Origin of the sequence: Stieleria sp. JC731 (genome assembly GCF_020966635.1) — a bacterium.
In the GTDB taxonomy this organism is placed as follows: Bacteria; Planctomycetota; Planctomycetia; order Pirellulales; family Pirellulaceae; genus Stieleria.
Window position 1 is genome coordinate 13,597 of the sequence record NZ_JAJKFQ010000002.1, and the last position, 26,409, is coordinate 40,005.

20 protein-coding genes are annotated in these 26,409 nt (G+C 54.6%); 4 read left to right on the forward strand and 16 right to left on the reverse strand.

The window, feature by feature from the left end; all coding sequences use genetic code 11:
• Positions 1 to 305 precede the first annotated feature (305 nt).
• On the forward strand, positions 306 to 1,697 hold the full coding sequence (gene lpdA, locus LOC67_RS05930; RefSeq protein WP_230261613.1) for a dihydrolipoyl dehydrogenase: 1,392 nt from the start codon (positions 306 to 308) through the stop codon (positions 1,695 to 1,697).
• 124 nt (positions 1,698 to 1,821) lie between these two features.
• On the opposite strand, the gene LOC67_RS05935 is transcribed toward lpdA (LOC67_RS05930), so the two are convergent.
• The 7 genes from LOC67_RS05935 to lpdA (LOC67_RS05965) form a co-directional block, all read right to left on the reverse strand.
• The gene (locus LOC67_RS05935; RefSeq protein WP_230261614.1) at positions 1,822 to 2,022 is read right to left on the reverse strand and encodes a hypothetical protein; all 201 of its coding nucleotides are present in this window, start codon (positions 2,020 to 2,022) and stop codon (positions 1,822 to 1,824) included.
• A 359-nt stretch (positions 2,023 to 2,381) separates the two neighbouring features.
• Positions 2,382 to 3,890 (reverse strand): hypothetical protein, encoded by a 1,509-nt coding sequence (locus LOC67_RS05940; RefSeq protein ID WP_230261615.1) that lies wholly within the window; start codon positions 3,888 to 3,890, stop codon positions 2,382 to 2,384.
• 399 nt (positions 3,891 to 4,289) lie between these two features.
• Complete coding sequence (locus tag LOC67_RS05945; RefSeq protein ID WP_230261616.1) at positions 4,290 to 5,465, reverse strand: tetratricopeptide repeat protein; 1,176 nt, start codon at positions 5,463 to 5,465, stop codon at positions 4,290 to 4,292.
• Between the two features lie 121 nt (positions 5,466 to 5,586).
• Positions 5,587 to 6,828 (reverse strand): M16 family metallopeptidase, encoded by a 1,242-nt coding sequence (locus LOC67_RS05950; protein ID WP_230261617.1) that lies wholly within the window; start codon positions 6,826 to 6,828, stop codon positions 5,587 to 5,589.
• Positions 6,829 to 6,937: 109 nt separating this feature from the next.
• Positions 6,938 to 8,191, reverse strand: coding sequence for a M16 family metallopeptidase (locus LOC67_RS05955; protein WP_230261618.1), 1,254 nt, complete (start codon positions 8,189 to 8,191; stop codon positions 6,938 to 6,940).
• Between the two features lie 11 nt (positions 8,192 to 8,202).
• Complete coding sequence (miaB, locus tag LOC67_RS05960) at positions 8,203 to 9,606, reverse strand: tRNA (N6-isopentenyl adenosine(37)-C2)-methylthiotransferase MiaB (protein WP_230261619.1); 1,404 nt, start codon at positions 9,604 to 9,606, stop codon at positions 8,203 to 8,205.
• A 200-nt stretch (positions 9,607 to 9,806) separates the two neighbouring features.
• Complete coding sequence (lpdA, locus tag LOC67_RS05965; RefSeq protein ID WP_230261620.1) at positions 9,807 to 11,231, reverse strand: dihydrolipoyl dehydrogenase; 1,425 nt, start codon at positions 11,229 to 11,231, stop codon at positions 9,807 to 9,809.
• A gap of 77 nt (positions 11,232 to 11,308) precedes the next feature.
• Between lpdA (LOC67_RS05965) and LOC67_RS05970 the strand changes: the two genes are divergently transcribed.
• Positions 11,309 to 11,449, forward strand: a complete 141-nt coding sequence (locus tag LOC67_RS05970) for a hypothetical protein (RefSeq protein WP_230261621.1) — start codon at positions 11,309 to 11,311, stop codon at positions 11,447 to 11,449.
• A 93-nt stretch (positions 11,450 to 11,542) separates the two neighbouring features.
• Here the strand turns inward: LOC67_RS05970 and rpsD are convergent, their stop codons facing one another.
• Positions 11,543 to 12,151: a 30S ribosomal protein S4 gene (rpsD, locus tag LOC67_RS05975; protein WP_230261622.1), complete on the reverse strand. Its 609-nt coding sequence runs from the start codon at positions 12,149 to 12,151 to the stop codon at positions 11,543 to 11,545.
• A 906-nt stretch (positions 12,152 to 13,057) separates the two neighbouring features.
• On the reverse strand, positions 13,058 to 14,137 hold the full coding sequence (locus LOC67_RS05980) for a 3-oxoacyl-ACP synthase III (protein ID WP_230261623.1): 1,080 nt from the start codon (positions 14,135 to 14,137) through the stop codon (positions 13,058 to 13,060).
• 740 nt (positions 14,138 to 14,877) lie between these two features.
• Between LOC67_RS05980 and LOC67_RS05985 the strand changes: the two genes are divergently transcribed.
• Complete coding sequence (locus LOC67_RS05985; protein ID WP_230261624.1) at positions 14,878 to 15,648, forward strand: gamma-glutamyl-gamma-aminobutyrate hydrolase family protein; 771 nt, start codon at positions 14,878 to 14,880, stop codon at positions 15,646 to 15,648.
• Between the two features lie 581 nt (positions 15,649 to 16,229).
• Here LOC67_RS05985 and leuS read toward each other — a convergent pair.
• Complete coding sequence (gene leuS / locus LOC67_RS05990; RefSeq protein ID WP_230261625.1) at positions 16,230 to 19,061, reverse strand: leucine--tRNA ligase; 2,832 nt, start codon at positions 19,059 to 19,061, stop codon at positions 16,230 to 16,232.
• Positions 19,062 to 19,175: 114 nt separating this feature from the next.
• Here leuS and LOC67_RS05995 point away from each other — a divergent pair, with 114 nt between their 5' ends.
• Positions 19,176 to 19,793 (forward strand): thymidine kinase, encoded by a 618-nt coding sequence (locus LOC67_RS05995; RefSeq protein WP_230261626.1) that lies wholly within the window; start codon positions 19,176 to 19,178, stop codon positions 19,791 to 19,793.
• A gap of 332 nt (positions 19,794 to 20,125) precedes the next feature.
• Here LOC67_RS05995 and LOC67_RS06000 read toward each other — a convergent pair whose 3' ends face one another.
• From LOC67_RS06000 to LOC67_RS06025, 6 genes are all read right to left on the reverse strand, one after another.
• Positions 20,126 to 20,491 carry a cytochrome C oxidase subunit IV family protein gene (locus LOC67_RS06000; RefSeq protein ID WP_230261627.1) on the reverse strand — a complete coding sequence of 122 codons (366 nt, stop codon included), beginning with the start codon at positions 20,489 to 20,491 and terminating at the stop codon, positions 20,126 to 20,128.
• A 60-nt stretch (positions 20,492 to 20,551) separates the two neighbouring features.
• Complete coding sequence (locus tag LOC67_RS06005; RefSeq protein ID WP_230261628.1) at positions 20,552 to 21,826, reverse strand: cytochrome c oxidase subunit 3; 1,275 nt, start codon at positions 21,824 to 21,826, stop codon at positions 20,552 to 20,554.
• Positions 21,827 to 21,985: 159 nt separating this feature from the next.
• Positions 21,986 to 23,755 (reverse strand): cbb3-type cytochrome c oxidase subunit I, encoded by a 1,770-nt coding sequence (locus LOC67_RS06010; protein ID WP_230261629.1) that lies wholly within the window; start codon positions 23,753 to 23,755, stop codon positions 21,986 to 21,988.
• A 138-nt stretch (positions 23,756 to 23,893) separates the two neighbouring features.
• Positions 23,894 to 25,057, reverse strand: a complete 1,164-nt coding sequence (locus LOC67_RS06015; RefSeq protein WP_230261630.1) for a c-type cytochrome — start codon at positions 25,055 to 25,057, stop codon at positions 23,894 to 23,896.
• 28 nt (positions 25,058 to 25,085) lie between these two features.
• Positions 25,086 to 26,021 carry an SCO family protein gene (locus LOC67_RS06020; protein ID WP_230261631.1) on the reverse strand — a complete coding sequence of 312 codons (936 nt, stop codon included), beginning with the start codon at positions 26,019 to 26,021 and terminating at the stop codon, positions 25,086 to 25,088.
• A gap of 25 nt (positions 26,022 to 26,046) precedes the next feature.
• Positions 26,047 to 26,367, reverse strand: coding sequence for a hypothetical protein (locus LOC67_RS06025; RefSeq protein ID WP_230261632.1), 321 nt, complete (start codon positions 26,365 to 26,367; stop codon positions 26,047 to 26,049).
• Between the last annotated feature and the right edge of the window lie 42 nt (positions 26,368 to 26,409).

Here is a 26,409-nt window from a genome sequence, read left to right on the forward strand (position 1 = left end):
CTGGGGCATCGGCGGGGTCACCGAAGCCTTCTCCGATAAAGCTGGCAAAATGCTTCGCTAACGACGGCTCTTGGCCATCAAGTTTGCGCCATTTGTCAAAACGCCGGTCGTGCGTCAATCCATGCTAGTTCGGTTTTCGTCGCGGGCCTATGGTAACGAGACCTGATAGGAACTGGGTAGTGCAGACAAACACGTCAGGCAAGCTGAATTGACGGTGATTTACCGCGATTGGTCTGCGCCGTAAAGTGTGGCATCGATGGCTCCTATCGAAAGAACCAACACAAACGAGAATCGGCAGAATTACGATGAAAACGGTCCGACACGAACTGGTTGTCCTTGGAGGTGGTCCCGCAGGTTATGTGGCTGCGATTCGAGCCGCCCAATTGGGATTCGACGTCGCCTGCGTGGACGAAAACGCTCGGTTTGGCGGGACCTGCTTGCGTGTCGGATGCATCCCTAGCAAAGCTCTGTTGGAATCCAGTCATCTTTACGACGAAGCCAAGAATCACTTCGCCGGCCACGGTCTGAAGGTCAGCGGACTGGAACTGGACCTGGCCGCGATGATGGAACGCAAAAACAAGATCGTCGATCAGTTGACCGGTGGAATCGGAATGCTGTTCAAGTCGAACAAGGTGACGCCTTACAACGGCCGCGGCAAATTGCGTGATCTAAATTCTGTGATCGTCAGCGGAGAAGAAGAAGTCGTCATCGAAGCAGACCGAATTCTTATCGCGGTTGGCAGCGTCCCGGCCGGCCTTCGTGGTGTCGAAATGGACGGGGACCGCATCGGCAACAGCACCACAGCATTGAGCTTTCCCGATGTTCCAGAACGCCTGGTTGTGATCGGTGGCGGTTACATCGGAATGGAACTCGGCAGCGTCTGGAATCGCCTCGGAAGTGAGACGATTGTCTTGGAAGCGGCCGACCGAATCTTTCCCGGAATCGACGCCGACATGGCGAAGATGGCAGACCGTCAATACAAAAAACAGGGCATCTCGATTCGCACCAAAACGTTCGTCAAATCAGCGACCGTGAAAGGCGACAAGTGCATCGTCGAAATCCAAGACGGCGATCCGATCGAATGCGACCGCGTACTGCTATCGACCGGTCGGCGCCCAGCGACGGACGAAATCGGACTCGAATCGATCGGGCTCGAAACAGACCGAATGGGCTTCATCCCGGTAAACGAGAACTTTGAAACCTCGGTCGAGAATATCTACGCGACGGGCGACTGCATCGGCGGCGCGATGTTGGCACACAAAGCCATGGAAGAAGCGATCGTGTGCATCGAACGCATGGCAGGCATGAAGACTCATGTCAATTACGATGTCATTCCGGCAATCGTTTATACCCATCCCGAAATCGCCAGTGTCGGAAAGTCAGAAGACCAGCTCAAAGAAGCAGGTATCAAATACAAGAAAGGCGTCGGCTTCTTCGGTGCCAATGGACGCGCTCAAACACTGGGCGAATCCGAAGGCCGCGTCAAGATTCTTGCCGATGCGGAAACCGATCGGGTGCTCGGAGTTCACATCATCGGAGCTCACGCTGGCGACTTGATTGCCGAGGCCGCCGCGGCGATGGAATTCGGCGCTAGCAGCGAAGACATCGCACGAACCTGCCACGCACACCCAACGCTGGCCGAGGTCGTTCATGAAGCCGCGCTCGCTGTCGACAAGCGGGCTATCCACACTGCTTAGTGCCGTCGCAGATCATTCATTTGGGAATGGCGGCGCTCCCACGGAGCCGGCAAGTGAAGCGTCTCGGTTCTGCCGAAGCATCGCCTTCCCACAATGAATTTTCGGTTGCCTTACCGCTAGACGACTAGTTCTTGTCAGATGCGACGACCGTTGCGGCAAACATCGGTGTGCCGCTATAGGAATGGTGCGTCCACAATCCACGACCTGGGTGTTCACGGCGTTCTGCGGTGCTACGGACATGCCCTGCGTCTGCGACCGAAGCGACATACCCAGACGCAGTTAAGACAGCAACGGCAACCAATGCGTGACGAATGAAACGTGACATCTATCTACCTCTTGTGTGACCGGAAAGATCACTTTGTCGTTCGTAACGACGGTCCTAGAACCGGTCGATTTGGGCCGGACTGAATCCGCCTATGGCTCAGCCCGCGATGATCTTATGAACAAGAAGCAATCGCATGCCGCGTGCCATTTTGCCGAATGTAGAGTCAGATAACACGTTCTCAAGTTCATCCAGCTGGATGTCCGCTTGAATTACCTGTAAATAACGTTCTCGCTTTCATCGCAATCACAGAAGCCAAGCAAAAACGCTACTGCAGAAGACTGCGGTGACGCCATGCTCGCGATTAAACATTGATCGCAACGACCAATTTCTTTCTGCACGCGATGCTTCGCCTGCGACGACTACAGCGGGAACTCTTCAGAAGCTTCGTACAAGGGCAGGTAGCGGTAGTAGACTTCTAAAATCAACGCACACATGCACGTGGTGTAGAGACGACCGCCAACGTCACCCCACTTATCTTCGAAATGCCAGCTGCCGGACTCATGTCCCGTCTTGCCTTGGGTTCGAACCAAGTGGTCGCGAAGTTTGGAGTTCCAATCTTCCCAATCACGATGTCGGACATGGTGCAGTGCCATTGTCGCGTAATAGTCGTGATAGACGTTCGTCAGCGTTGGTCCGGCTTCGGCGATCTTGTCGAATTCACGATCGAAGTATGTCATCCCGGGCTGTTGTCCCAAATACAACAAAAGCGTCAACCCGATCGCGGTTGTCGTTTTCTCTGGCTTGGGACTGTTGTAACCGAACTGATAACGCGGTTCGCTGCGAACACTCATCACGAACTTCTTCGCATTCGGGAATGTATCGCTGCGTGTTTGCACACCGGCTTTCTTGGCGGTCACTAAAGACAACACCTGCCATCCGCTGATGGTGATGTCACCGGGACGCCCAGGTGTGTAGCCCCAGGAGCCATTGGGGTGCTGGGCGAATGTTGTAAAGTCAGCGGCCTTTTGAACGTGATGAAACAAATCCGTGTCAACACGATCGTTGATCTTCATCATCGCCATCGCTTCGGACATGGCCAACAATGCGATTCCATGCCCATACATACTGCCACCAAGTTGCCAGTCGTAGCCGTACTGTGTTTCGAGCGCGACCGATCTCAGATAATAAATTCCCTTCCGAACTTCTTCTTGATAAGGACCGTGGTCTGCGGTGTATCCGGCTCCTAAAAACGCTAACAGCGCCAAGCCGGTCGCGGCGGTTTTGGGTGTCGGTGTCGTTTCGTTTTCAGGTTTTCCATGCTTACACCGTCCATTGCAAGGCGCAAGATCAAGGTTAAAAGACCATGACCCGTCCGACTGCTGGTGGGCGGCTAGCCAACGCAAGGCATTTTCAACGGCGGCTTCGCTTTCCGCAGTCGCCCCAAACTTCTCGCCGTACTTAATACGTCCTTCGGGCGTTCGAGAAGACAATCCGCCACCGCCCATGTAACTCATCATCTGACTGACCTGCGGACCTCCTCCGCCATTTAACAAATCAGATTCAGATATCTCCATCGGACTGACAGGAAGGATCGTGTCCGATCGAATCGCAGCGAGGTCTTTGTCCAGCTGCATCACGTTGACTTCGACTTCGGTATCCAATTGCTGGTCATTGTCGTCTGCCAAGTCCGGTGTGACCGACAGCGATTGGATTGTGACGTCGGTGCTGCTGGTCGACTGGGCTCCCTTGATTGCGATACCGTTGTCGCTTCCTCCCAGATGAAACGTCAAGAAAGCCAACAAGATCAGCAGCGTTAAATGGATCGCGAGACTGACCAGCCAAGATGATGTCCGCACCGAACCGAGTCTTTCGATCCACCTCCCCGCAAAAGACGCTTCGCTGTCCTCAGCATCGTTCTCTAAGGCCACAACATCGACATTCGGTGCGAGAACGTCTATCGGCGGAACATTTGGCGACGAAGCCGGGTGGGATGAATCGGTAAGCTCCGGTTCCGCTTCAATCCTCGGACCTTCAGCTGAGCCCCTTCCGGAATGGCTTGCCCGGGGCGGCGCGATCAGCGGCGCTGGTTGCGCGTTAACCCGCTTGAAACGCGATGACGGGTCATCACGCCAACGGTCGTTCGAATCGGTTGCAGCGGTTTTGCGAGTCACAGGAGGGCAAGCGAGGTTGAATACTGTTGGCCGGTGACGGTATCCATCGTCATCGTCAGTATAGCTCGCTGCTAAATCTTTCCCTAAACGCAGAATCGACAGCCAGCCCATTCGGGGGTCTGTGCACCTGCCGAGGATTGTGCGGAACGCCAGCCGCTACTTTCCGGTTTTGCCCAACAGCGGATGAAGCAAAGGTTTGACCCATCGTTGATACCAAGACGATGGCTGTTGGACATCGTCCTCGCCAACCGCCAGCCGATGAGGCTGAGTTTTCCAAGCCGAGCGGCCTTCCAATTCCGCAATCGAACGCGGGTTCGAAATCCGCCCCGCTTGCACAGCACGCACACGGCTTTGGATGAAAAGGTTGGTCCGATCGTTGGGGTCGATCGACAACGCATGTCCGATGGTCTTGTTGGCCGATTCAAGACGCTGGTCAAGCAAATACGCGACGGCCAAATTGCCCAGCAATTCGACATCGTTAGGCTTCACCGCGACGGCTCGCTCAGCGATATCGCACGCTTCGCCACTTTGTCCCATCTCCAGCAAAACTCCTGACCATTCCTTCAGAACGACAGACTGTGGTTCGTCGCTCACTTCATCAGCATGCTGATAGGATTGAACCGATCGAGACAGGCGATGAACCGCATGCCAAGCTTTGCCCAAGAGGAACCAGATTCGCCAAGAATCTTCGTATCGGCTGACCAACTGCTGCAGGACTCCGATCGATTCACGAACATGTTTTTGTTGATCGGGCTTCAGCGGCCTTTCACCGGGCAGTCGCATGTTCGCGATGACAACGCCGGCCGCCCTTTGAAACATCTCTTCAGGCGTTTCATTAATTCGGGCGCTATAGAGCAACTCACCCGTTTCGCGATCGCGATACACATCGACTTTGTCATCTCGGCGTACAAAATCCAAACGGTCGCGGACTTCGTCGGCGGTCATGTGCTTCAACGTTGGGCCTTCTTCGGGATCCCAACTCTCAGGGGCAACGACCACGTTGGAATCGTTGCCAACCAAACTTGCGATCAGATTGCCTTTGTATTCCATCAACTGCAGCCAATCGCAGTCCGGCGTGATCGACTGATGAAACGCATCGACCAAGACAACTTCTGGTGAATCGCCGTCGGCACGCAAGCCGAGCAGCACCAACTGCTCCAGAAAAATTTCCGCATCGCGCGGTGACATAAAACTCGCCTGCGATACCTCGCCGTCACCGAACGACATCGAATTCGGTGCGATGGTGTGGAAGTCTGACGCCCCTCCATCCAGACAACGATCCAACGCATCGTTGCGGATGACCACGGCGGTACCTTCCAGCAGCACCGGCATATTATTCCCTTGAAATCGGACGACAGTTGACAGGCAGCCACAAACCACCGGTCAATGATAGCGATATTTCAAGCCCCAAACAAATTTTGAGGAATACCCGCAAACCGCGCCGTACGAGGACCTACTCGCCTGCCGCAGCGATCACTTCCAATGCGGGAGCCGAAAGATACTTTTGCGCAACTCGCGAAATCGATTCAGGATCGACAGCGCGAACCTTCTCCAGTGAATCGTCCAGCGACATGTATTGATCGTGCATCAGTGTGCGGCTCCCGATGCTGAATAGACGGTTGCTCGGCCGCTCACTTTGCATGATGTAACCGGCGGTGGTTTTGTTGATCGCTTGGTTTAGTTCTTCAGTACTAACGCCGTCTTTAACCAAACGCGCGACAATTTCCTGGATGAACCGTTTGTTGCTTTGCAAGTCTTCGGGGGCACAAACCAAATAGGTAAACCAAGATCCGCAGTCACTGAATTCCTGCGGCCAGCAAGTCGCGATTTCAGCTCGTCCGGTATCGATGAGATCCCAAAAAAGTCGACTGCCGCCTTCGTCACCTAAAATCGATGCGAGCAGCCGCGCTGCATAACGGTCTTTGCATTCCGAAGATGGCCCATCACCGATCATGATCGCGTAGGCCTGCGATGCGTCCGGCGTTGCAAGGTTTGCGTCCAGCTGGATGCCTTCAGGAATCGTTTTCAAGTCATCGTCCGGCAACGACTCGCTGGGTGTTCGATCTGCCCAACGCTGAGTCCGACTTTCGATCTCGCCGACCAACCCATCGAAGTCAACATTGCCGGTCGCCGCCAGGACAATGTTCTCTGGGCGATAACGCTGCAAGAAATAGTCTCGCATCCGCGATGCGGTCATCGCTTCGATCGATTCCGCAGTCCCCAGAACTCGTCGTCCCAAACCACGCGGTGAAAAGAAGATCTCCATCGCACGCTCAAAGCCGCCGAAGGGCGGCTGGTCTTCGTACTTGGCGATCTCTTCCAAAATCACTTGCCGTTCGGTCTCGAACTCTCCCTCATCCAAAACCGGCGACATCATATCGGTCAACAGATCGACGATGCGGTCTTGGAACTTCGGCAGAACGGTGGCGTAATACACCGTTTGCTCTTCGGAGGTGTAAGCGTTGGATTGGCCGCCAAGCTCATCGAGCTCACGATTGACGTCCTCGGCGCTGCGTCGATCGGTGCCTTTGAACATCATGTGTTCAAGGAAGTGACTTAGGCCCGACTGCAGGTCACGCTCGTTGCGCGCCCCGGCTCGAACGAAATAGCCCAACGACATCGAATAGCTGCGAGGATCAGTTTCGGCAACGATACGCAGGCCGTTTTTCAGCGTCGCACTTTTGAATTCAGGCATGGATAGGCTGGATTGTATTGACGAGTTGCCGTGTTGATTCGGCAGGAAGGAATCGAATACCGAGGTTTGGCTGCTGTTTCTCTGTCCGGTGCTTTTCAGTCCGGCCGGATCAGGATGCAACCGATTGTGTTGCCATAAGAACATCAAGTGGCTCGACACCCAGCGTGACGATTCGATAGTCCGCTGGTTGATGCTGCTGCCAATAGTCACGGACGTCATCTAGGGTCAGTGACTCAATCAATTGGCTTAGCTCTTCGGTGGGCATCGCCCGTCCGATCTGGATAAAGTCACTCGCCAGCGAACTGGCCCGCGAAGCACTCGATTCTTGCTCCATGATCAAGGCACTTTCGATTCGGACTTTCCAGCGGTCCAGCTCTTCGGGTTGTAGGTCATCGGCCAGATGCTGAATTTCATGCAGCGTGACATCCAATGTTTCTTGGGCACGCTGCGGTGTTGTCCCGGCATACCCAAAGATTCCGCCCGCGTTGCGAAGCGAATGGCAGCTGGCCGAAACGGTATAGCAGAGTCCGCGTTTTTCACGAACGCGATCAAACAAGCGACTGCTCATGCCATCGCTCAAAATCCCAACACCGGCACGCATGCGGAAATAGTCTTCGTGTCCGTACCACAGGCTTGGAAATGAAAACGCGATGTGGGTTTGACTGCTATCAGCCTGCAGGTGTTCGTAGCCCGATTGCCCTTCCGGCTCAGGCATCGGTGATGGCGGACCACTTTTCCAGTCCCCAAAGACCTCTTCGACAACTTTGATGACATCGTCGCTTTTGACGTCACCGGCAACAGTCAAAATCGATTCCGTCGCGTTGTAATGCGATTGGTAGAACTCTTGCACATCCTGCATCTGAAGCGACGAAAGCGATGTCGCAGTCCCTTGGCTACCACGCCCCAAGCGTTTGCCGTAATGCATCTCTCGCAGTCGGCGCATCACTCGCTGTGCGGGTTCATCTTCGATCGCACGTAACTCATGCAACATCATCATGCGTGCGTCTTCCAGTTGGTCACCAGGAAGGTGCGGACGTCGGACAATGTCACCGTAAAGCTTGATCGCATCACCGATCGACTCGCGCGGCATCGCACCGCCGAACGAAACCGTTGCCGTCGCGACACCGCTATTGCGATCCATTCCCAAGTTATCTTGGACCGCGACGAGGTCACGACTGTTGTAATGGCCGGCACCGCGCTGAACCATCTCGCAAACGAGCGACGCCAACCCGGACTGCTCCGGTGATTCGTCCTGAATTCCGGCGCGTAGTGATAGGGTGAACGCAGCCGTTCGCAACCAAGGCATCGGCTGAACGAGCACCGTCATGCCACATGGCATTTGATGCAGTGTTATGTCGGTCACAGATTAATCTCTTAGAGTCCGATCGTGACAACGTCGACAGTTTTGACCCGTCCGATCAGTGTATGGCTACTAACATCGTCGACGTGCACATCCAATAGCTGCCCGGCCTGACGTTTATTACCGTCGAAAACAACAATCCGGTCACAATGTGTCCGCCCGGTCATCTGCACCACCGCGGCATCGGGATCGGTTGCTTTCTTGCTGGGGCCTTCGACCAAGACTTGGACATCTTGCCCAACCAGCTTCGCGTTTTCTTCCTTGGCAATTCGATTTTGCACGTCAAGCAATCGATGGTTCCGCTCGGCTTTGACTTCGCGTGGCACGTCGTCTTCAAAACGCTCCGAAGCCTTCGTGCCCGGCCGAACGCTGTACTGGAAGATGAAACTGTTTTTGAAACGGCAACGCTCGACCAACGCCACCGACTTTTCAAAATCTTCGTCGGTCTCACCGCAGAAGCCGACAATAAAGTCGCTGCTGACCGCGGCGTTTGGCAAGATCCGTTCGATCCGCTCAAACATCTCCATATAGTCAGCGATGGTGTAGCCGCGTTTCATTCGCTTGAGAACATCATCACTGCCGCTTTGCGCGGGGACATGCAAATAAGGTGACACCTTCGGCAGATCACGAACGGTGACCAACAGTCGTTCCGTCATATCCTTTGGATAGTTGGTGACGAACTTCAATCGGTCGATTCCGTCGATCTCATGCAGCATTTCCAACAGCGCCGACATGTCTGTGGTATTGCCGTCCGCGGTGTGCTTATAGCTATTGACCGTCTGGCCAAGCAACGTGATCTCGCGGCACCCCTGTTCGGCCAACACACGAGCTTCGGAAACGATTTGCTCCGGGTGTCGACCTTGCTCGGGACCACGTGTGTTGGGAACGACGCAGTATGTACAGAACTTGTCGCAGCCGATTTGGATCCGCAAGTATGCCTGAAATGGTGTCGGGCGCATCGCCGGGTCACGCAACGGATCGAACGTCTCATGCGACCTCGCCACGACGGCTTGCTTATCGTCTTTGCGTGACAAAGAGACAGCCATCTGCCGACCTTCACCTCGACTAACTTTGTCCAACAGATCAGGAATCGTGTGCAGTTGGCCTGGCCCGACGACCAAGTCCACATAGGGCGCTCGCTTGAAAATCAGCTCTTGGTCTTTCTGAGCCATGCACCCCATCACGCCAATCGTCTTCTCGGGGTTCTTGTCTTTGGATAGACGGATCTTGCCGAGCGCACTGTAGACCTTTTCCTCGGCATGCTCGCGAACGCTGCACGTGTTGTACAGGACGCAATCCGCTTCTTCGGGCGAATCAACAACCGTGTAGCCATGCCGCTTCAAATCGGCGATGACCATTTCGCTGTCCAGAACGTTCATCTGGCAACCGACGGTCTTGATGTATACGCGTTGGGTCATCGCTTTGCTTTAAGTCTATTGATCGGGTCGATTTTGAGCTGTTCCTGAACGTTGTTGATTTGTTGTTCGCAAAGTCGCCTTTGGCAACACGCTGCCAACGTTTTGCACGTTGACCACATGGTGCGAAAGGCGACTAATGTCGTTCAACCGTTCGTTCAGAAACGTGGTGATCTCTGAAACAGTGTTATTTCAGAAACAGCCTATTTCTTCTTGGGCTTGTAAATTTCGGTCGCGGTACCGAAGTGAACTTCACCCGCATTCATCAACGTTTCGCTGAGTGTCGGGTGCGGGTGTACGCTATCGGTCACGTCGTGAACTTCGCATCCCATTTCGATCGCCAAGACGGCTTCGGCAATCAATTCACCTGCCCCCGAACCGACGATCCCACAACCGAGAACTCGGCCCGATTCTGGTTCGACCAACCACTTGGTCAAACCTTCGGTGATACCGAGTGCTTGTGCACGACCGCTCGCTGCCCATGGGTAGGACTCGACATCGACTTTAATGCCATCACGTTTGGCTTCCGTTTCGGTCAGTCCGGCCCAAGCAATTTCGGGGTCGGTGAAGACAACCGCAGGAATGGCTTTCTTGTCAAAGGTTGATGTCTTGCCCGCGACCACTTCTGCGGCAACGCGACCTTCGTGTGTCGCTTTGTGAGCCAACATCGGATCGCCCGCAACATCACCGATCGCCAGGATGTGTGGATCAGCCGTCCGTTGTTGCGAATCGACTTGGACGAACCCGCGATCGGTCACGACGACGGATGTGTTTTCCAGGCCAAGATCTCGGGTGACTGGTCGACGTCCAATGCTGACCAACACTCGGTCAAACTGCTCATGCCCAAAGTGACCGGGACCTTCGAAGGTAACTTCGACTTTGTCGCCATCTTCGGCCATCGACCCGACCTTGGTGTTGGTCAACACGCGGCCTTCGCAAATCTTATCGATTCGCTTGGCGAGCGGTCGAACCAAGTCTCGGTCGGCACCGGGAAGCAAGCCGTCGGCTAGCTCGACAACGGTGACCTTGGTTCCGAGCTGTGCGTAAACACTACCCATTTCCAATCCAATGTAACCGCCACCGACAACCAACATCGTTTCCGGGATGTCAGCCAAGGCCAATGCGCCGGTGCTGTCCATCACACGATCGCTCACCTTGAAAACCGGCGGCATCGCGGGAACGCTGCCAGTCGCCAGGATGCAATGATCGAAGGTGATCTGACCGCCTTCGGGAATCGACTCGTGATCGCCTTCAAGCGCCAACGTGGTTGAGTTGATAAACTTTCCGCGGGCCTGAATCACCGTCACCTTGCGGCGTTTGGCTAGGTTTGCCAGACCGCCGGTCAAGTTGCTGATCACCTGGTCTTTCTGGGCGCGAACTTTATCGACATCGATCGATGGCTCGCCCGGGTAGCTGACGCCCCACTTTACCTTTAGCTCGTCGACTTCTTGGATGACCTTGGCGACGTGCAACAAAGCTTTGCTGGGGATGCACCCACGCAACAGGCAGGTCCCGCCAAGCCGAGGTTCGGCCTCGACAATTGTGACGTCTAGTCCTTCATCGGCCGCTAGAAACGCTGCCGCGTATCCTCCGGGGCCACCACCCAAGACAACTACAGGGCTATGCATGGTTTTATTGCTTTTTCGCGAGTTTCAAAATCAGGTTGCATCCGGGCGCAAACGAACACCGGTATAGGATGATACCGATGATCCACTTTCACAATGCGCGGACTTTGCACAATGCAGGTCCGTTTCGCAACGTGCTGGCCGGTGGTGGGCAACAGACAACCGCCAAAGCCGACTTACAGCAGAAAAGCAGCCCAAATCTGCGTGGTTCGAATCCGTAATCCACTGCAAATCGGCCAGCAAGCTGAATCCAATTTGCAGCGACGGGCTTGGCGTGCCACCTGGATGACACGCCTGGAGGCTCTACCGCGAAATTATCGCGACAAGAATTCGACGACCGAGTTAGCGTCGACAGGAAGGCTGATGTCGCTTGGTCCTGGCAAGCCAAGCATGGTTGCCTTCAGGTTTTCGCTGTCAAAGGTAACCCAATCCAAAGCGTCTGGTGCGGCGTTAGCGATGACGCCACGGTAGAGGTTCTTCAGGTTTTCGCGACCGCGAACTTCGACGATATCGCCAGGACGCAGGATGTAGCTTGGCTTGTCGACTTTGACGCCATTGACCAAGAAGTGACCGTGCGCGATGCCTTGACGTGCTTGGGGACGAGTCTTGGTGAAACCGACGCGGCGGACGACGTTGTCCAAACGACGCTCGCACATCAAAAGCAACAATTCACCGGTGTTTCCCGCCTTGCGAGAAACGGCATCAAAGTAACGGCGAAGCTGACGCTCACCCAAGCCGTAATAGTGCTTGATCTTTTGCTTTTCTTGCAGTGCCGCACCGTAGTTACTTGGTCGGCGACCGCGGACGTGCATCCCCGGAGGTGTGTTACGGCGATCGAGCGCGCGAGCCGCACCGGCGGTTTCGTAAATCAGGGTTCCAAGACGACGGTTAACGCGAGCTTTTGGTCCGGTGTAACGTGCCATTGTGTGTTCCTATTTCTCCTGTGCCACGATTGCTCGGGCGAATGGGGATGCCTCAGGAATGATGCCTTCGGCGGCGTGATCCGGCTGCCTCCCGTGGATGTCCTGCCGCCACATTTTCGATGGCAAATTGAGGACGACTGACCTGTAAAACTTGGCCAAGTCTGGGGACAGAGCAGAAACCGGACGACTCATCCGGCACTGGTCACGCACAAAATTTCGGTTTGGGGCCGCAGAGTGTCGCTGTTGTCGCAGCTATTTTCAAGTCCAACGGGGCATTTTGCGTCCCGTTGCGGCCTCGATAGACCGAACATCGACCGCCCAGACCAACTTCCCCACAAATAGCCAGCAAAATCCACACAGCATCTCACCAACCACCGGGGCCTGTCCCCGCTCCTAGCTTCCTAGCTCGAAAGTTCTGCTCCGGGGTCTGTCCCCAACTCCAACTTCTCACCCAGGGTCTGTCCCCAGCTCCACTTTCCAGCCTGGCTCCCTTCTCCACCAGCTTGCTGGGGGAGAAGGGCTGGGGATGAGGGGGCAAGCAGCAGCAAAATCACCTCAGCCTAAAACGGTCCACACCCAACCTGCTATGTCCCCGAGGTCTGCTACCGGGATCATCCGCATCCCACCAACCACCAGGGCCTGTCCCCGCTCCTAGCTTCCTAGCTCGAAAGTTCTGCTCCGGGGGTCTGTCCCCAACTCCAACTTCCACCCTGGCTCCCTTCTCCACCAGCTCGCTGGGGGAGAAGGGCTGGGGATGAGGGGGTCAAGCAGCAACAAAATCACCCCAGCCTAAAACGGCCCACACCCAACCTGCTATGTCCCCGGGGTCACCTCTACTAACCTGCTATGTCCCCGGGATCACCTGCTGCTATGTCCCCGGGGTCCTCCCCTGCTATGTCCCCGGAATCAAATCTCGTCGACATTCCCGGCGACCGGGGTCTGTCCCCATGTGGATGCAAGCATCACGCTGTTGATCCCCGAGCCGATCCCTAACATGGCAACACGGTCGCCTTCGACCAGCTCTCCTCGAGCCGCTGCAGCTGCAACCGTTAGCGGCAATGCGACCGAACCGGTATTCCCTAACTTGGGAAATGACACGCTGTCAGTCTCCTCAGGCAGCCCCATCGCTTCTAACATCGCGGCGCGGTGCCGAACGCCAACTTGATGACAAACAGTGCGGTCCAGATCGGAGCGCGACCAATCGCTCTCGGTTAACAGCTTTTCGAATCCCGCAACTCCGGTCGCGATCCCCTCGGCCATCAGTTTCTCGCTGTCCGTCTCCATCAAAGGCTGCATTCCGGCCCCGGCAGAATCACTGTCGCTAACGCAAAGATCATGGTACTCGGTGCGAGCTTCAGCGATCCCGCAATACAACTTCGTCGCATCCTCGGCGAGCGACTCATGGGTCAAAAGCCAAGCACAACTTCCTGAACCGATCGTCAGCGAAGCAAACGCCCCTTTCACGCTCTTTCGCGTCAGCGACTGATCTTCGTTCAACGCGGCGATGGTCGATTCGAGCAACATGCGGCTGTTCTCTGTCCCCACGACAATCCCGGCTTTGATCGCACCGGTTTGGATCATCATGGCGATCTGGATCGCGCCATTGATCAGCCCCAAACATGCATTCGAGACGTCATACACCCAGCAGTCGTTTGACAGACCGATACCGTTGTGAACCTTCGATGCCGTTGCCGGCTCTAGAAAATCGCGGCAAACACTGGCATGGATCAAACATCCGATCTGAGAAGCTTGCAAACCGGCCGCGGCAATCGCCGCCTTCCCGCTTTTGATGCTCGGTCCACTGGGGCTAGTCCCCACAGGCCAAACACGCCGCTCGGCGATCCCGCTCATCAATTCCAGCCGGCCTTCGGGAAGCCGGAGACGCTCGTAAAGAGGCGACAATCGCGACTCGATATCATCGCTTGACCAGATTTCTTCTGGTAGGACGGTTCCGATGGACGCCAATCGAACTTGGTCAAATCTCACTTCGCAGCCTAATACAATCGTTTTTGAAACGTCGTTAACTACAGCAGCTTCGCACTTACGGCGAACTGGTCACCCGGCTGCCATCATTAATCACGCCGCGACAACTGCAAAGGGGCCGCCACGAGGTGGATCGACGCCCTGAAACCACGCTCTGGTGACAACGCAAACACGCAAATTTTTCGCAATCCCACAGTGAATTTGCGACTTTTGCTAGCAGGAAACGCCAATGCTAGCACTGTCTGTTGTGCTAGCAGACGCGATTCTCCACAAGATATGGAGAGTATTTGTTTTTGCGGATTTCGCAGGCTAACTTTCCGACCGCTCGGGGAGACATTCGGTATCGAATGTTTCTGACCGGTAGCGAACCGTATGTGCGGTCCTATTAATCAGGGATGATCAAAGTGGGAATCCAAGACGGAACGGTGTTGTCGCTTTTGGCATCGCGGCCAACGTATTTGGCCCCAATGCGTCTGGCTACGTCGCTTCGGAGCCTGCGATCGACATTGCACCAGCACCTTCCCCAACTAGGAACGAACTGTACAGGAATCTACTCCTCGTTCGCTACCGCGTTTCTCTACGACTTATCTTTTCGAACACAACTGTCGATCGGCCTTGCCGCCAAGAATGGCGAAAAGGTCTCTCCCGCCCGTTCAATGTTCATGGGACCGCGCCCGTTTCGATTGATGCAGCACGTCGCTGTATCTTAATTTGCTATTTCGACTTTTATGAGGAAATGTCGGATGTCTAGCGATGTTATGACTCGCAAACCGATCATCGGAATTAACTGCGACTTCAAGGCGGCCGATCGCAACAAACCTGGCTTCGCATTTTTGGCAGCAGGTTACTTTCAGTCGATTGATGCAGCAGGGGGCATTCCTGTCGTCATTCCACCAATGAACGACCCACAATCGATCGCACGAGCAGCAGAGCTTGTCGATGGATTCATGATGATCGGTGGCGGAGACCTCGACCCACGTAACGACGGATTCATGCTTCACAGCAGCGTCCGGCCGATGGATCCAGTCCGTGAAACCAGCGATCGCTTGCTAATGGCAGAAATCGCAGAACGTCGCATCCCATTGCTTGCCATCGGTGCAGGTATGCAACTGATGAACGTCCAACAGGGCGGAAACCTGTTCCTCCATATCAAAGAAGATCTACCCGAAGCGGTTCCTCACCTCGACCCTCACGATCCCAACCATCGCCACACCTTGGAAGTGGAAAGCGATTCGTTAGTCGGGCGCGTCTTCGGCGATGGCGAAATTCGTGTTAGCAGTCGACACCACATGGCGATCGACGAAGTCGCTCCTGGATTCCGCGTCACCGCCCGCTGCCCCGATGGTGTTATCGAGGCAATCGAAAGCGAAATGATGGACTGGTTCGCCATCGGAACTCAGTTCCACCCAGAGTGCGCGGCCGCATCCGCACTTGACGTTCGTATCTTTGAAGAATTCATCGAAGGCATCGTTGCGGGCAAAGTCGAAGCCGACAGCCTGCGTTTGGTTGCCTAAACCGATCTGCATTTTCGATGATAGCCGGGCTGCTTTGCTCACCTGAATCGGTCCGGTTCATCATCGAACTCGAGAATGGCGTCTCGTTTTGCAAAACCTATCCGGTTGGAAGATCTCGATCTGTCTTCCTGCCGCCCGCTAATAGCCAGTGTCATCGATGGATCGATGCGGCGAACACGAGGATGTGATCGCCCTGGCCGAATGGATTCACGCATCAACGAAGATGCAATTGATCAAAGGGAATTGAACAAGTTCGGATATCGCCCCTTTCAAGGGAAACCGAACGAAACATCAAAGAACAGGACCGTTCTTCGATACCACAAAGCGGAAAACCAGATTCGGCCACCCACGGCAAGGACCGCCGTTGGGGGCCACCGATGATGCCCTGCAACATCTTCGGACTTCTAAATCGGTGCAACCGATTCTGCGAAACCGCTTGATACAAAGCCTCGTGACAGGGCATCTCAAAATCGAGCACTGCCGAAATCAAGCACTGCTAAAACGGAGCACTGCCGAGCCACGAAACTTCATCCAATTATCCGTTGCACTGGGCCTACTTCACTCGACCTACTTCACTGGGCCTACTTCACAACGAAGTTAACCAAGCGTCCGGGAACGGCAATCTTTTTGACGATGTTCTTATCGGCGATCAACGATTGCACGCGTTCATCCGCAAGGGCCGCTTCAAGCATTTGATCAGGCTTTGCGTCGGGAGCAATTTGAATTTTCGTCTTCACCTTGCCATTGAACTGAACCGGTACTTCAATCGACTTTTGCACAAGTGCCGACTCGTCCCACTCGGGCCAAGCTTGTAGTGCGATCGACTGCTCGCCACCCAAGATCTGCCACAGTTCTTCGCACAAGTGTGGTGCATAGGGCGACAGCAAGACCAAGAAGGACTTCACCGCTTCGGTCGGACGTTTTTCGCAGCGAGTAAAGAAGTTCGTAAACTCCATCATCCTCGCGATCGCGGTATTGAAGCTCATCGCGTCGGTGTCTTCGGTGACTTTCTTGATCGTCGCGTGAAGCATTCTTGCCTGGTCATCATCGCAGGCCTCGTCGGTTAACGCTTCTTGCAACACCAAGTCATCTTCGTTGTCATTGACAACCATCCGCCAGACTCGGTCCAAGAAACTGCGTACCCCGCCGACACCATCCATCGACCAAGGCTTGGTCGCCTCGAGCGGCCCCATGAACATCTCGTACAAACGCAGCGCATCGGCACCGTAATCCTTGACCACCACGTCTGGATTGACAACGTTACCGCGGCTTTTGGACATCTTGTGTGCGCGGCTTTCGACGCGGATCGCTGGGTTGTCGATCAAGACAAACGATTCGCCTTTCTTTTCGACGGCATCCTCCGCGACCGGTCGACTGCTGACGGCACGACCGTCTTTGCTTTGGCGTCCGCCCTCGGGAGCTTTGCGGACATCCTTTGCCGAGACAAACTTTCCGTCATCGTCATAGTATGCCGAGTATTCGACTTCGCCCAAGATCATGCCTTGATTGACCAATCGACCGAACGGCTCCGGCGTGGAAACATGACCACGATCAAACAGCACCTTGTGCCAGAATCGTGAATACAGCAAATGCAAGACAGCGTGCTCAGCACCGCCGACATACAAATCGACGGGCATCCATTTTGATTCCAATTCTGGATCGACCAAAGCGTTTTCATTCTTCGGATCGATGTAACGCAGGTAGTACCAACACGAGCCAGCCCATTGCGGCATCGTATTGGTTTCGCGGCGGTACTTGGTTCCATCGATTGTTACGTAAAGCCAATCATCGTCGGCCTTGGCCAACGGGGGCTCGGGGCGACCGTGGGGCTTGAAGTCTTCCAACTCTGGCAACTGAACCGGTAGCTCACCAGCATCGACGCCTCGCATTCGGCCCGTCGGGTTACCTTCGCTATCGAGTTCATGCAGGATCGGGAATGGCTCACCCCAGAAACGTTGTCGGCTGAAAAGCCAATCACGCAACTTGTAATTAACCGCACCGTTGCCGATGCCCTGCTCAGACAACGAGGCAGTGATCGCCGCTTTGACTTCTTGAGTACCTTGGCCGTCAAACGGACCGCTGTTGATCGCATTTCCGAGCGCTTCGAAACAAGCTTTGCCTGCCAAGATGTCGTCACGATTGTCTAGATCCGCTGGCGGTTCGACCACCGCAATCACTGGAAGGTCGTAGGTCACCGCGAATTGAAAGTCACGACTGTCGTGTGCCGGCACCGCCATGATCGCGCCGGTGCCGTATCCTGCCAACACATAGTCTGCAACCCAAATCGGAATCGGCTTTCCGTTGACCGGATTGATCGCATGCGCACCGGTAAAGACACCCGTCTTTTCGCGATCGCCTTCGGTGCGTTCGCGATCGGATTTAAACGAAGCCTTCTCGCAATAGTCTCGAACAGCTGCAGTTTGTTCTTCGCTGGTCAATTGTTCCAGCATCGGATGCTCGGGCGAAACGACCATATAGGTCGCTCCGTAAAGCGTGTCCGGACGAGTCGTGTAAACGCGCAAGGCCTGAAGCCCCGGTGCATCGGGAAATCCGCTTTTAGCGCGTTCGGCTTGCCACGCTTCGTAGTCGCCCGAACCGCCGACATAAAAGTCCACTTCGGCGCCGGTGCTTCGCCCGATCCAATCGGACTGCAGCTTTTTAATCCCAGCCGGCCATTCGAGTTCATCAAGCCCTTCGAGCAACCGTTCTGCGTAGTCCGTGATACGCAACATCCATTGCCGCAGCGGAATACGTTTGACCGGGTGACCGCCAACCTCGCTTTTGCCATCGACGACTTCTTCGTTGGCCAAAACGGTTCCCAGTTTGGGGCACCAATTGACCAGAGCGTCATCCAGGTAGGCCAAGCGATGCGAATCGACAAACTTGGCAACCGCCAAATCACCTTCGGCTTTCACGTCGTCTGGAATCGGCAGCTCGGCGATCGGACGACCTTTCTGCTGATCGTGATCGAACCACGTATCAAACAACACCAGAAAAATGAACTGCGTCCAGCGGAAGTAAGCTTCATCAGTGGTCGCCAACACGCGATCCCAGTCATAGCTGAAACCCAACATCTTCAATTGGCGAGTGAAATTGTCGATGTTGCGCTGCGTCTGAACACGTGGGTGTTCGCCGGTTCGAATGGCGTGTTCCTCGGCGGGCAAACCGAACGCGTCAAATCCCATCGGGTGAAGCACGCTTTCGCCACGCATCCGCGCAAACCGCGAAACGATGTCGGTAGCGGTGTAACCCTCCGGGTGGCCGACGTGCAGTCCGTCGCCGCTGGGATAGGGGAACATGTCCAGCACATAGCGTTTTTTGTCGCCGGGGTTTTCTGGCGTTGCAAACGTTTTGTTCTCGTCCCAGTAGGCTTGCCAACGGGGTTCGATTTCGGAGGGGTTGTAGCGTGGCATTTGAAAGTGACGTTAAATGTGGCGAGAGGCCTCGAAGAGGCCGATTCGCAGTGTTCGGTTCGGTCCGGCGGCGACGATTCTAGGAAAAACGAGAAGACGCAATAAGCCGACAGCATGGCGAAACTGTACTTTTACTATTCGGCGATGAATGCGGGAAAGTCAACGATCCTCCTGCAATGCAGTTACAACTACCAAGAACGCGGGATGAAAACGCTCATCCTGCTGCCGGAAATCGACACCCGGGACGAACCCGGAATGGTCACCAGCAGAATCGGACTGGCCGCCAAAGCGATCACGTTTAACACCGCCGATCACCTGTTTTCGCTCGTCGAATCACGTCATTTGGAGTCCAAACTGGACTGCATTCTGGTCGACGAAGCTCAGTTTCTGACCAGAAAGCAGGTCAAGCAATTGAGCGATGTCTGTGACCACTTGGACATCCCCGTCATGGCTTATGGACTGAGGACAGATTTCCAAGGCAATTTGTTCACGGGAAGCGAAGTCTTGCTCGCTTGGGCCGATACGTTGTCGGAAATCAAAACGATTTGCCACTGCGGACGCAAAGCAACCATGGTGCTGCGGGTCGATAGCAAGGGACGCCCCATCAAAGACGGCCAACAGATCCAAATTGGCGGAAACGAGAGATATGTTTCCGTCTGCCGGATGCATTTCAAAGCCGGAATGTGCGAGCGCACGCCAGACGAATTGCCGTTTCTGGATTCACCGGAGTAGCATTGTTGCTCTGTGGTTGGCTGCTTGGCGGTCAAGTGAGAATTGAAACACGGAGTCACCGAGCGCACTGAGTTGAGGAAAGCTGGCGGCAATTTTGCGTGGCAGGGAATTACCGTGCATCCCTTTGGCCGAATATGGCTGGTTGGAAACGCAGAGTTGGTGAGAACGCAGATTATTGGCGTAGGGGACTCTGCGTTCTTGGCGTTTCCGCGTTTAGTTGCATTGGTTTCGCGGCACGACGGACTAATCAATCCTTCTGTCGTGGCAAACAAAAAGCGGGCCTGCACTTTCCAGCACAGGCCCGCTTTCGTTGGATTTTTGCGATGCTTCGATCAGCTCTCGGCGGCGACCGCTGCGGCACCGTCGCCCATCACAGGAATGTTGTCTTTGTGAGACGCTCGGTTATCGAAGAGCGTAAAAATGATAAACAAGGCAACAAACACGAACGAGCCAAGAAACCAAATCACGTTCATCGGTTTGTCGAATGCCAAGTGCATAAAAATGGCACCGACAAGAATTGCTTTGACGCTAGCGATAATCATCACCACGATGATATCGAAGCTGCCCAGGTCAAAATTCGCTTGAAAGACCGTCAGCACGGTCAACGCGGTCAAGACGAGGAAGACACCGAACAACAGCGGCAGTGGCAACGGGTGCGCGAAATCGTATCCTTCGCGAGAGCCTTCGTGTGCTGACATGGTTGGTACTAGACGGTTTATTAGGAATGTTTGTTGATTGAATAACGTCAGCCGATTGGTCTATCGGATCAGGTACATCAGCGGGAACAGGTAGATCCAAATCAAGTCGACCAAGTGCCAGTACAGACCGACGTAGTCAACCGGACCGAAGTAGTTCTTGTTGAAGTCCTGACGCAGAGCACGAACCAGCAACCAAATCAGAACTCCGATGCCACCGAGAATGTGAATCGCGTGAACGCCAGTCATGCAGTAATAGATACTGAAGAAGACACCGGCGCGACTTTTACGCATAACGTCGTCTTCGGCTGCCGCGACGGTTGCCGAGCTATCGTCCGAAACGTTGTAGGTGATCGCACCGTAGGCCATCTCGTTCTGGGCTTGGCGTGCGGCTAATTCGCCCTTCGATCCGGTGTTCGTATTGTCTGACGCCAAACGCTTGACTAGGTCAAGCTGGTTATCGCTGCTGACCATTGCACCAGGAGCGACCAAGCCTGCGATGGCTTCGACGTGCTCTGGCTCTGCGGCCGGTTCAACATCTGCTTCTTCGCTGTGATCGTCGGCAGCATGTTCGCCATCGGCGTGTTCATCACCAGCATGTTCACCGTCAACATGTGCCGCATGATCAGCACCTTCGACGTGGGCGGCGTGCTCTCCGCTTTCACCGCTCTCAAGAATGGTTCCCAGGCCGACACCGACAAAGAAGCACAAGAAGACGACCAAAATCGGCTTCGCACATTCGAATTGGAATTTCGCGCCTCGCAAGAAGCTGACAACCAACCAGATCAAGATGCCGACGGTTGCGACTGCGAACGGAGCGCAGATGTATGCCAAGTAGTTTGGCGTCCCTTCGGGGTGCGGATTGTTTGGGTCGTAGGTGAACAATCCCGCTGGCAACAATCCCATGTGCCATTTGTGCGAATATTCGATCGCCTTAACGCCCAAGAAGATCATCGCACAGCACAAAGTCGATGCGATCAATGCGGCAGTTTTCTTGTGCTGCTCCAACTGCGAAGCACGAACAGCCCAAGCCATCGTGAACGAACTGAACAGCAGCACGCCGGTGTTGATCGCACCCAGCTTCGTATTCAAAAACTGACTACAGCCTTCGAATACCTCCGGACGCCATGCCCGGAAGATCGCGTATGCACAGAACATCCCACTGAAGAACAAGACTTCAGTGACCAGGAAAATCCACATCCCCAGCTTGCCACTATCGAACTGTTGTTCCGGAGTGTCAAAGTGGTGGGCGAGGTACGACGGATGGTCGTGATCGTGACCGTGTGAATCGGCTGAATGGTCGGCCGTGGCAGAATGCCCGGCATCAGTGGTAGCCATCAGTGGAGTCAACCGTGCAGGGGAAAAGTGGACGATGGAAAACGCAAAGGTTATCAGGCCCGCCTCCGAGGCGTCATCCTGATGCGACGATTCGATCTGCTTAGTGTCTTGATCGATCGCCGCCTATTCAGTGCGTGGGATGATTAATTCAGTTTTCGCTTACTCGCCAGCGTGTGCTGGGCTTTCGGCAGGTGTTTCGCTGGGGACCGATTCGCGTTTCGGTTCGACCTTTACGTATCGATCCGAAGCTCCGTCCCATTGGATATCGCCAAACTCATAGGGGTCGCCCACAACCGGTGGACGTTCAAAGTTGTAGAACGGTGGTGGCGATGTGCACGCCCATTCCAACGTCGCCGCTCCCCAAGGGTTGGCAGGTGCTTTCTTGCCATTGACCAATGAAGCCAGCAAGACGACCAACGCGACCAACAGGCCGATACCCAGCAACAACGCTCCCCAGGTACTCATCTCGTGCAGTGCAGCGAATTCGGGATCGTAAGTGGCGTATCGACGTGGCATTCCGCGGCTACCGAGAACGAACTGCGGAAGGAAGGTCAGGTTGAAGCCAAGGAAAACGATCAGAGCAGAAATCTGACCGCCAAGTTCGTTGTACATCCGGCCGAACATCTTTGGCCACCAGTGGAAGACAGCTCCCAAGAATGCGACCAGGGTTCCGCCGACCATTACGTAGTGGAAGTGAGCAACGACAAAGTAAGTATCGTGCAGGTGCATGTCGGTCGCGAGCGTACCGAGGTGCAAACCGGTCAAACCACCGATCGTGAACAAGAAGATAAACGCAATTGCGTAGCACATCGGGGTCGTCAGTGTGATCGCCCCCTTGTACATCGTCGCCAACCAGTTGAACACCTTGATCGCCGACGGAACCGAAACGGTAAACGTCAACGCACTAAAGATGATCGTCGTCATCGGGCCCATCCCGGCGGTGAACATGTGGTGTCCCCAAACCAAGAAGCCCAGCAGAGCGATCGCGATCGACGAGTAAGCGATAAAACGGTATCCAAAGATTCGTTTGTGCGAGTGGACGCTGATCAATTCACTGATCACACCAAACGCGGGCAGAATCATGATGTATACAGCAGGGTGGCTGTAGAACCAGAAGAAGTGCTGATAGGTAACGGGGTCACCGTTGTATTCCGGGTCAAAGATCCCGATGTGCATCGTTCGCTCGGCGATCAACAGCAGAAGCGTGATACCCAGAACTGGCGTTGCCAAAACCTGAATGATGCTAGTCGAATAGGTCGCCCACAAGAACAACGGCATGCGGAACCAAGTCATCCCCGGCGGACGCATTGTGTTGATCGTGACGATGAAGTTCAGCCCGGTGAAAATCGAGCTAAAACCGAGGATGAACGCACCAAACGTCGCCATGATGACGGACGTATCAGTCGTCGTACTGTAGGGAGTATAGAACGTCCAACCGGTGTCCAAACCACTGGCCAACAGGGCCATCACAAAGAAGACCGCGCCAGCGACCCACAGAAAGAAACTGCTGAGGTTCAATCGTGGAAAGGCAACGTCTTTCGCCCCCAACATCACCGGCACCAGGAAGTTTCCTAATGCGGCCGGAATGCTGGGAATAATGAACAGGAACACCATGATCGCCCCGTGAAGGGTGAACACTTGGTTGTAGATATCGTTGGGAGCCTTGTCTGGAGCCAACCACTTGAAGAATTCGTTGTTGAACAACCATCCGTCGGGTGCGAACAGGTGCAAACGAATCCCCAGAGCCAACAAACCGGCAACGAGGAATGCCAGCGAAACGCCGACCAGGTACATCACGCCGATTCGCTTGTGATCCAGAGTAAAGACCCAGGTCAATAAGCCGCGCGAGTTGGTCAGGTAGTTTTCTTCAGGTGTCGGGTAGCCTGGATCCTTGACTTCGTATCCGGCTGGGACTGATCCAACAGACATTATTTACCTCGAACGATTGGCTCTATCCGAATCGGTTTGCCAGCTCGGCTGGCGTTTTGATCGAAAGAGTTTAGCGTGAATTCGGTGTGCTTTTAAATTGTTTTGGGGAATCGAAATCGGCGTGTGACGCCGCATTGGCTATTCCGCCGGTGCTTCGGCGGTCGCTTCTTCTGAACCGCCTTCGGCAGGCTGTTCGCCCGCTGCGGGTCCAGCGGCATCGGGATTCAACGACTTGATGTATTCGATCAAGCTGTAAATGTCGTCGTCGGTCAACTGGCCTTTGTAACTTGGCATCACAGGTTGGAACCCGGCTGCGATCTTGGCTTTTGGATTCAAGATTGACTCGCGAAGGTAGTTTTCGTCGGCGACGACAGATTCACCGCTTGCCAATGCACGCGACTTTCCGGCCAAATCTTTCCAGGAAGGTCCGACCAATTTGGTCCCGTCAATCGAGTGGCAGCTTTTGCAACCGCGTCGTTGGTAAAGCTTTTCGCCGTAGCTGGCGGGCGATTCGGTTGCTGAACGGCTGCTGTACTTTTTGATCCATGCGTCAAGGTCTTCACGGGTTTCGTGAACGACAACGACCGTCTGCATTTCCGAGTGATTGGTTCCGCAGTACTCGGTGCAGTACAGATCGTAGAACGCGTATCCGTCTGGAGTGAATTGACGGCCGTCATAGTCCCAGCTGGCGTTGGTCTCAGCATCTTTCGCTGCAAGCTGAGCAAGTTCCTCATCCGTGGCGACTTTTTCGCTCGGCTGAGTCGCCTTGAACCACATGTAATTGAAACGACCGGGAACGACGTCCTTCTTCACGCGGAACGCGGGAATGTAAAGACTGTGAATCACGTCCTTACTGGTCATGGTCAGCTTGGTTGGCTCGCCAGCAACAACGTGCAGTTCTGGGTGGATGACGAACTTTCCATAGTCGATACCCCAACCCCATTTGTACGCATCCACGCCCAGCTCGTACGAGCCTTCGGGAATGGTACGGTGTGCAAGAAACCCTTGTGCACCGAAGTAGAACATCACGATCAACAGGAACGAAGGACCGATCGACCAAACCAATTCGATCGTCGTGTTGTGATCGGTTTGGCTTTCGGCCTGTTGGCCTTTCGCCTTTTTGTATTTCAGCGCGAATCCGAACAACGCGATCACGATGGCAATGAAGAACACCAATGCCACGATGGAGATGAAGTTAAAGATCCAGTCGGTGTCCGACGAGAACGTCGATGCCGACTCTGGAAAGAACGACAGCTTGCTTTCGGTGTAGTCCGCAAGCGGCGTGATCGCAGCAGGAATCATGTTCAACATTTCGAAAGGTGAGTTTGATTTATTGTTCGTTCGAATGGGGGGCTACAGACGACGTGCTGCCCGAGCTGTCGTGCGTCGATCCGATTGGGAGGTCCTTGGAGTTTGCCGAACCCGGACCACCTTTTCGACCGACCCAGTAGGGAACCAATGCGGCCAACATCAATCCGATGAATCCCAAGCCGCAAAGACGCATGATTCGCCATGCGTGCGGCGTATAGGAATTCGAATCGGGATCATAGCTGTAGCACCACATGATGAATTGGTCGACGGCGTTTCCTACCGTCCCTTCACCCGCTTCGACCAAAGCGAGTTTCAGTTGGTCGGCTGGAAAATCCAGCGATAGCGAGTAGCGGGTGATCACACCTTGAGGCGAGATAAACGCCAGCATCGCTGGATGGTTGTATTGTTGGATCGCTTCGTCATACCGATATCGGAATCCGACGGCGTCGGCCAATTTGGTAATGACGGGCTGTTTCGCGGTGGCAAAGGTCCAACCACGATTTGCCAGCGGCTGGTTGATCACTTCGTCCACGTACTTGGCCTTTGTTTCGGCGGCCCGTTCCGTCGTCTCGTTCGGGTCAATGCTGACCGTCAGGATTCGAAAATCTTCGCCCAGCTTCAGGTCCAACTGATTCAGTGCGGCAGTCAGCTGATTTAATTGAATGCTGCACAGCATTGGACAATTGCTGTAATTCATTGTGAAGATCGTTGGCAGTGAGCCATCGATCACATCACTGACCCTGATCGCGTTGCCGTTGGAGTCGACCAACGGTGCATCGATCGGAATCGTGTCACCCAACTTTTGATCAACAGTGATGCCCTTCGCTTCGCGTGGCAGGCCGTTGTTTAGTGTGACGTTGTCGGTATCGCCAAACTGAGCAAAAACGCTCGATCCGGCGCACAAAGAAAGCGCGATCGCCGCGAGGGCGATTGAAGTCAAGCCAGAGGTGGTCATCCAGTTCGATGCCTTCCCCAGCAAACTAGGTTGCGTCGCTTTCGTTGTCATCTGCGTGGTCGTGCGAGTTAGCCTCTTTGATCACTTCCTGCATCGCATTTTCGATCGGCATCACGGCGTTCCCGGTTGCCTCGTCGGCTCCGTAACGTGAGATACTTTCCATCTGCTCTGCCAAAACCTGGTTCTGCCGCGTGTACTTGCTGTCAGCTTGTAACTGCGTTTGGTGTGCATCAACCAAAAGGAAGTACACGTATTGAACCGCCAAAATGGTGACGATCGTCACTAGAACCGATCCGATTCCGATGACGAAAATCTGCCGTGTATCGAGGTCGTCGTATTTAGCCATAGCTGTCTTGATTTGATTCTATCGGTCTTGGGCCGAAAATCG